We start from the raw sequence: 7,146 nt of genomic DNA on the forward strand, positions 1-7,146 counted from the left end.
ATCATTCAATCAAATATAATCTGCAGATACAAATATTACGATTTCAGAACGTTCAATCACTTTCTAGTTAAGTTGAGCAACAAAGTATGGATTACTTTTAATGTGTAAATAACTATGATGTTGTCTATATTTTTATTAAATAAAACTTTGGAGGAGAAAGTTTTTGAGTCGCAATTTATGGTCAGGCATCTTTTTCGGACTTGGTTTGGTCGCTTTTCTTGATGAAGCTATTTTTCATCAAATCTTACATTGGCATCATTTTTATGATAAAAGTACATTAAGCATTGGCTTGATTTCTGATGGCCTTTTTCACGCATTGAGTTGGTTTGCGACCATTGGAGGTTTGTTCCTGCTTGCCGATTTACGACGAAGAAACGAATTTGTCTTAAAAGGTTGGATAGGAGCTGTATTACTTGGGGGTGGGGCATTCCAATTATATGATGGATTAATTCAGCATAAATTAATGAAAATCCATCAAATTCGCTATGTGGAAAATGTCATCATTTATGATCTCATTTGGAATTTTATTGCCATCATCATGATTTTGTCTGGCCTCCTTCTCATTATAAAAACAGGGAAATCAAGCAGAGGGGCAACCGATCATGCACAATGAACACAACTTGCAAAAATTCAACTATGACTTGCTTCTTGCTGCACCGTTTTTACTATTGATACTCGCCTATATTTTCGCTGTCTTTCGCTCCAATCAACATTATAAACATTGGCCGCTTTACCGCATAATAGCTTGGAAAATAGGGATCTTTAGCGCAATGACAGTCGTTATAGGCCCTTTAGCAGATCGAATTCACATCGATTTTGTTGCACATATGGTTGGACATTTACTCCTTGGGATGATTGCTCCACTATTAATCGTTCTTTCTGCACCAATGACACTTTTGCTGCGTTGCATCCCTGTAAATCAAGGACGGCAGATCACAAAGCTTTTAAAAAGGCTGCCCGTAAAGCTCTTGACCAATCCCATCATCGCATCACTTCTCAATATGGGCGGATTATGGTTGCTCTATAGTACTAAGCTCTATTCAATGATGCATCAAAATTTAATTTTGTATATTTTCATTCATATACATGTTTTTATCGCTGGGTATCTGTTTACAGCCTCGATGATTTATATTGATCCGACCCCTCAAAGAAAAAGTTATATATATCGTGCGGTCATCTTCATTCTCGCTACTGCCAGTCATGGGATATTAGCAAAATCTATTTACCTTAATCCGCCTCCCACCGTTTTAGCTCCTGAAGCAGAGAAAGGAGCTATGCTTATGTATTATGGAGGGGATGCTGTGGATATTATCATTATCATCCTCTTCTGTTTTCAATGGTACAAAGCTAGCAACCGCAAATCATCGCTGGCGAAAAAAACAGTCAAGATTTAAATGCAAATAAAAAAGCGTTCAAAGTTTTGAATTGCCCCCCAATTGTTAGGTGTGTCTAACAATTGGGGGGCAATTCATTTTTACTCTGATCGCTTTTACAATAATAATAGAACATTTTATTTAAGGTGCAAATACTCCTGCTGCCTTAACGCCTCATATACTAAAATGGCAGCCGTATTTGATAAATTTAATGAACGAACATTTTCATTCATCGGGATACGAAGGCAACGCTCTGGATTGGCCGCAATTAAATCTTTAGGGAGCCCAGTTGTTTCCTTTCCAAAAAGAAAATAATAATCTTGCTCCTTTTGACTGTAATCATATGCAGAATGAGGCTTCGTTCCAAATTTCGTTAAATAGAAAAACTCTCCACCAGCATTTTTTTCAAAAAATTCATCTAAAGAATCGTAATAAACAATATTTACATATTCCCAATAATCCAGTCCTGCTCGTTTCAACATTTTATCATCTGTTGAAAATCCCAACGGACGGATCAAATGCAAAGTTGTGTCCGTTGCTGCACAGGTCCGGGCAATATTCCCTGTATTAGCCGGTATCTCTGGTTGGTATAAAACTACATGCACTGCCACCAAAATTCACTTCCTCGTACTATTTCTCTATTTCTCCTAGAAAAGATCTAGCCATCTCTTTCTTAACGTGAGCATGAAAGCAACTAAACGAAAATGGCTTTTTACACACTCCACCCAGCTATTATAGCATCTTTTTTCTAATGAAGAAATTCAACTGTGATCATCCATAATATGAAGAAACTTATATTGAATATTAGGTGTATATGCTGTTGAATCTTCATAAGCCCAATATCTCATTCGGCTATTTGCCGTATTTGCATTAACAAGAGGCATTCCATCTTTATCCTTTGCTGTCACAATGGTTGTATGATCAAATCTGCCATCTCCTTGAAAGTCATAACAAATAACGTCTCCTCGTTCTAATTCTTTTGGGTCTTTTACTTCTTTGGCCCTTAAACCAGATTTCGCATTTGGCAAATACCAACGAAATGCATGTGCAACCGTCCAGCTATAGCTCCAACTCTTGTTCTGCATCCACCACCCTTTACTTCGATTAGGATATCCAGTCATTGGCGCTTCTCCAGCATGTAAACATTGGGAGATGTAATTCGTACAATTGACTTCAAATGATTTGAAAACCGGATTAAACTCATTCCACCACCGTTCTGCATATCTTACAGCCTTTAAGCGATCATATCGAAAATACGCCCGTTCATCACCATTAGTGAGTTCAGCAATTGTGAACGCTTCACGTACATTTGTCTGCGCAATTGCGACTTCATGATCTTCTATTAAAATTCCCTTAAAAAACTCGGCAAACCGCTCCTCCACTTCCTCTTCAAGATAAATTTGACCTTTATGGTTAATCACATATTGGAAATGAACTTGATAAAATACTTTTGAATACTCAAGCTCTTCCGATTGATGATTAATTTTTCCTGTTGCACGAGCCTTAACTATTTCACCTTTTCTTTTAGAAAGACTTTCTTTTTTTCTTTCTATTTTCTCACAAGTACTATGCCTAGAATTTGTTACACATTGTTTTACGCGTTTCATGAGATGTGCTTGCAGTTGCTCTTTCAAATCGAACACTCCTTTCATATCATATATATGAATACAGACATAAAAAGAGAAATTAAAAAAGGAACTCAAAAGAATGAGTTCCTAAATTTCCATACTCTTATTTTATTGCATAGCAACCCATACACTTTTCACTTCTGTGTAGTTGTTAAGGGCATAGGATCCCATTTCACGGCCAATTCCCGATTGCTTATAACCACCAAACGGAGAAGCAGCATCAAACGCGTTATAACAATTAACCCAAACCGTTCCAGCACGCAATTTATTAGAAATATAGTGTGCTTTTGCTACATCTCGTGTCCAAACACCAGCAGCTAATCCGTATTCACTATTGTTGGCACGATTTATTAATTCATCTAAATCGTCATACGGCATAGCTGAAATAACAGGTCCAAAGATTTCTTCCTTCGCAATGGTCATCTCATCTCGTACATCGGCAAAAATCGTTGGAGAAACGAAATAGCCCTGTTCCTGTGGTTTATTCCCACCAGTAACAAGCTGAGCTCCTTCATTAAGCCCTTTTTCTATATAATTTAATACACGATTTTGCTGTTCACTTGAAACAAGCGGCCCGATTTCTGTATCTGCATGAATACCGGCACCTTGCTTTATCTTCTCAGCATGAGAAGCCATATCAGCTACAACATTATCGAAGTCTTTCTTCTGAATAAATACTCTAGAACCGGCACAGCATACTTGACCTTGATTAAACATGACCCCATTAAGTGCACCAGGAATCGCTTTTGTTAAATCAGCATCAGGCAAAATAATGTTCGGAGATTTTCCTCCTAATTCTAAAGTTACACGCTTTAATGTTTTCGATGCATGCGACATAATTAACTTCCCAACCTCAGTCGAGCCTGTGAAAGCAATTTTATCGACTAAAGGATGATCTACCAACGGTTGTCCTGCCGTTTCTCCAAAACCAGGAACAACATTGATAACCCCTGGTGGAAAACCAGCTTCATCAATTAGTTCTGCTAAGTAAAGTGCTGACAGCGGAGTTTGCTCAGCTGGTTTAAGCACAACTGTACAGCCAGTTGCAAGGGCCGCTCCAAGCTTCCACATCGCCATAAGAAGCGGAAAGTTCCATGGGATAATTTGTCCGACTACACCAACTGCTTCGTGACGCGTATAGTTGAAATACGGTCCGTTAACAGGGATTGTCTGTCCGACAATTTTTGTCGACCAACCAGCATAATAGCGCATGTGCTCGATAGCGAGTGGAATATCCGCATTTGTTGTTTCACGGATAGGCTTGCCATTATCCAAGGTTTCTAATTGGGCAAGCTCCTCTCTATTCTCTTCCATTAAATCAGCAAGCTTATACATAAGTCTGCTACGTTCGGCAGCGCTCATATTAGACCATGGTCCCTCATCAAATGCCCGTCGCGCAGCTTTCACCGCAAGATCAATGTCCTCAGCTTCTGCCTCAAAGACGCAAGCTAACACTTCTCCAGTAGCTGGATTGTAGGAATCAAAAGTCTTCTGTGACTTGCTTTCAACAAATTCACCATTAATATAAAGCTTCTTTTTTCCTTGTAAAAACTTCTCTACTTTTTCTTTTACCCCTACTGCAAGTTGACTCATAAAATTCCTCCTCCAAAATTTAATATTTTATGTAACACTAGTTGTAAAATATTAAATCCCCAAATGTCAACGCTTACAATCAGATCGTAACACTACTAATCTTGTAAAATCAATGTTTAAAAATCGAAAAATTCTGATATTTAACGACATAAAACTACTACTATTTTATGAAATTTTCAAAAAATATAGAATTATTGATAATGGATTCGAACAAAAGAAGATAGCCACTGCAAGTGGCTATCTTCTTAACCTTGAATCAATTGTAGTCCTTTTTCAATTTCCAATAACACTTCTCGATCCGTTTCTTTTGCCATTGCTTCAAGTAACTCCTGTTCGGCCTTGTCACCGCCAATTTTCCCAAGTGCCCAAGCAGCAGTTCCTCTCATAACCGGCCTCACATCTTCTTTTAATACTGAGACTAGATCATTTACCGCTGTTTCATCCTTAAAATGAGCAAGGGCAATAATCGCATTGCGTTGAATCGGCTTTTTACCTCGCCATGAACCAGATAGCTGGCCATATTTCTCTTTAAAACGGCGATTACTAAGGTGTAAAAGTGGTTTTAACAGTGGTTTTACTACTTCCGGTTCCGCCTTCATTTCTTCATGAAAATGATAGTTCTTGCCTTTATTTTCTGGACAAGCTGTTTGACAAGAGTCACAACCATATAAACGATTGCCAATTTTTTCTCTAAACTCATCTGGAATAAATTCCTTTGTCTGAGTCAAAAAAGCAATGCACCGTTTAGCATTAATTTGACCTCCCTGTACTAGTGCACCAGTGGGGCATGCTTCAATACATTTATTGCACTCTCCACAGCGGTCCTCCATCGGTTTATCGGGAGTGAATGGAAGGTTTGTCATCATTTCTCCTAAATAAACATAGGAACCAAATTCAGGTGTAATAATCGAACAATTTTTTCCGCTCCAGCCAATTCCAGCTCTTTCTGCAACAGCACGGTCAACTAATTCACCAGTATCAACCATCGATTTACAATTCGCCTCAGGCACTTTAGCCCTTATGAAGTCCTCTAACTTCTGCAATCTTTCTCGCAAAATCACATGGTAATCAAGTCCCCAAGATGCTCGACAAAAAAGGCCACGTCTCTCCCCTTTCTTGCTCACAACTCGTTCACCCATTTTTGCAGGATAAGCCAATGCGATAGAAATAATCGAACGCGGATGATTCATCAATAATGCTGGATTTACCCTTTTTTCAATATCCGGTTCTTCAAATCCAGAATGATAACCTAATTCTTGTTGTTGAAGCAAGCGATTTTTCAACTCATCAAAGGTAGACGCAGTGGTAAAACCGATTTTGTCAATTCCGATCGTTTTACTATAGGCAATGATCTCTTGTTTCAATTGATCGTAGTTCATTTCAACTCCCTCCCTTCTTTAAGTGATCCATATATTAAGAAGCTCTTTATTGTGAAAAACCATATTCACTATGATAAACTATTTTCATTAGTTTTTGGAGGTGGAATGCTTGGAAATTAATCTATCCCCCCAGTTATACACACTTATCCCTGATTTTAAAATTGCGGTCATCCACTATCATAATATTGAAGTGGGGTCTTCTCCACAAATGTTGAAAGGAAGATTGCAGCTATTTCAGGAAGCCATTTTCTTTGATTTAGAAGAGAAAAATGTTGCAGACATATCAGAGATAAATGAGTGGAGAACGATTTTTAAAAAGACTGGAAAAGATCCGAATCGCTATCGCCATTCAGCCGAAGCACTTTATCGCAGAATAAAAAAACAGCATTATCTTCAGTCTGTTAATAGTGCAATCGATTTAAATAACTTCTTCTCCTTACAATATAAAATGCCTTTAGGAATCTATGATCTCAAATCTGTAAACGATAAAGTAACAATCCGTATTGGGGAAGATGGCGAAGAATATGAGGGTCTTAATGGTAGATTAAATCATTTAAGAGATATCATCGTGACTGCGGATAAGAATGGTCCCTTTGGTAGCCCATATATTGATTCAAAGAGAACCTCCGTATCGGATAAAACAAAAGAGGCGTTACAAATTATCTATTTATGCCCTTCTATGCAAGTCAATGATGCAAAGGAACTTGCTAAATCTCTTCAAAAAATGTTTCTGCAAATTCATGGAGGGACCGGAAGTTTAGAAATATTAAGTAGAGTATAAGCGGCTTTTGCTCCCAAAATAGGTCGGAGCCAACAGCAAATGCTGTTGGCTCCATTTTTATAATAAAAGGGGTAAAGCAGATGGTTGGTTCTCCCAAAAGAGAATGTTCTCATTTAATTAGACGGATGCTCCGATAAAAAGTTTCACTTTTTTATAAATAAATGGTTTTGTTTAACATTTTGTGCTCTTTTACTCTCTAAACTTTCAGTTTTACTGAAAGTTTTATCAATAAATCAATGCTGACATCGAACAAAGCCCAATAAATAAAGGTTCAACGTCAATTGTTGGGGTGAAGTAACTCTTACTTCGCCCTTACCCAATATGAACACCCACTTTTTTATACTTATGTGTTAATAAGATTTTAGCTCTAAAACGCTTAAAGCTTCGGAAGC

At 37.8% G+C, this 7,146-nt stretch carries 7 protein-coding genes; 3 read left to right on the forward strand and 4 right to left on the reverse strand.

What is annotated here, in order from left to right:
* The first annotated feature begins 139 nt into the window (after nt 1–139).
* Nucleotides 140–613, forward strand: a complete 474-nt coding sequence (locus PZE06_RS19065; RefSeq protein WP_275791913.1) for a DUF2243 domain-containing protein — start codon at nt 140–142, stop codon at nt 611–613.
* On the forward strand, nt 603–1,394 hold the full coding sequence (locus PZE06_RS19070) for a cytochrome c oxidase assembly protein (protein WP_275791907.1): 792 nt from the start codon (nt 603–605) through the stop codon (nt 1,392–1,394). The genes PZE06_RS19065 and PZE06_RS19070 overlap by 11 nt, the downstream gene beginning before the upstream one ends.
* A gap of 116 nt (nt 1,395–1,510) precedes the next feature.
* Here the strand turns inward: PZE06_RS19070 and trmL are convergent, their stop codons facing one another.
* The 4 genes from trmL to queG form a co-directional block, all read right to left on the reverse strand.
* Nucleotides 1,511–1,984, reverse strand: a complete 474-nt coding sequence (trmL, locus tag PZE06_RS19075) for a tRNA (uridine(34)/cytosine(34)/5-carboxymethylaminomethyluridine(34)-2'-O)-methyltransferase TrmL (protein WP_095314767.1) — start codon at nt 1,982–1,984, stop codon at nt 1,511–1,513.
* A gap of 150 nt (nt 1,985–2,134) precedes the next feature.
* Entirely contained in the window at nt 2,135–3,007 is an 873-nt protein-coding gene (locus tag PZE06_RS19080; RefSeq protein ID WP_275791908.1) for an amidase domain-containing protein, read from the reverse strand.
* 102 nt (nt 3,008–3,109) lie between these two features.
* A complete protein-coding gene (locus tag PZE06_RS19085; RefSeq protein WP_275791909.1) occupies nt 3,110–4,594 on the reverse strand; it encodes an aldehyde dehydrogenase family protein in 1,485 nt (494 codons plus the stop codon).
* 245 nt (nt 4,595–4,839) lie between these two features.
* Complete coding sequence (gene queG, locus PZE06_RS19090; RefSeq protein WP_275791910.1) at nt 4,840–5,973, reverse strand: tRNA epoxyqueuosine(34) reductase QueG; 1,134 nt, start codon at nt 5,971–5,973, stop codon at nt 4,840–4,842.
* 109 nt (nt 5,974–6,082) lie between these two features.
* Between queG and PZE06_RS19095 the strand changes: the two genes are divergently transcribed.
* The gene (locus PZE06_RS19095; RefSeq protein ID WP_275791911.1) at nt 6,083–6,754 is read left to right on the forward strand and encodes a B3/B4 domain-containing protein; all 672 of its coding nucleotides are present in this window, start codon (nt 6,083–6,085) and stop codon (nt 6,752–6,754) included.
* Nucleotides 6,755–7,146: the final 392 nt, after the last annotated feature.

Source organism: Robertmurraya sp. DFI.2.37, from assembly GCF_029211245.1.
GTDB classification, from domain to species: Bacteria; Bacillota; Bacilli; order Bacillales; family Cytobacillaceae; genus Robertmurraya; species Robertmurraya methanolica_A.

Bases quoted from the DNA above. Each gene is read 5' to 3' on its own strand.
- PZE06_RS19070 (WP_275791907.1), top strand. From the start codon at position 603: ATGCACAATGAACACAACTTGCAAAAATTCAACTATGACTTGCTTCTT.
- PZE06_RS19085 (WP_275791909.1), bottom strand. From the start codon at position 4,594: ATGAGTCAACTTGCAGTAGGGGTAAAAGAAAAAGTAGAGAAGTTTTTA.
- queG (WP_275791910.1), bottom strand. From the start codon at position 5,973: ATGAACTACGATCAATTGAAACAAGAGATCATTGCCTATAGTAAAACG.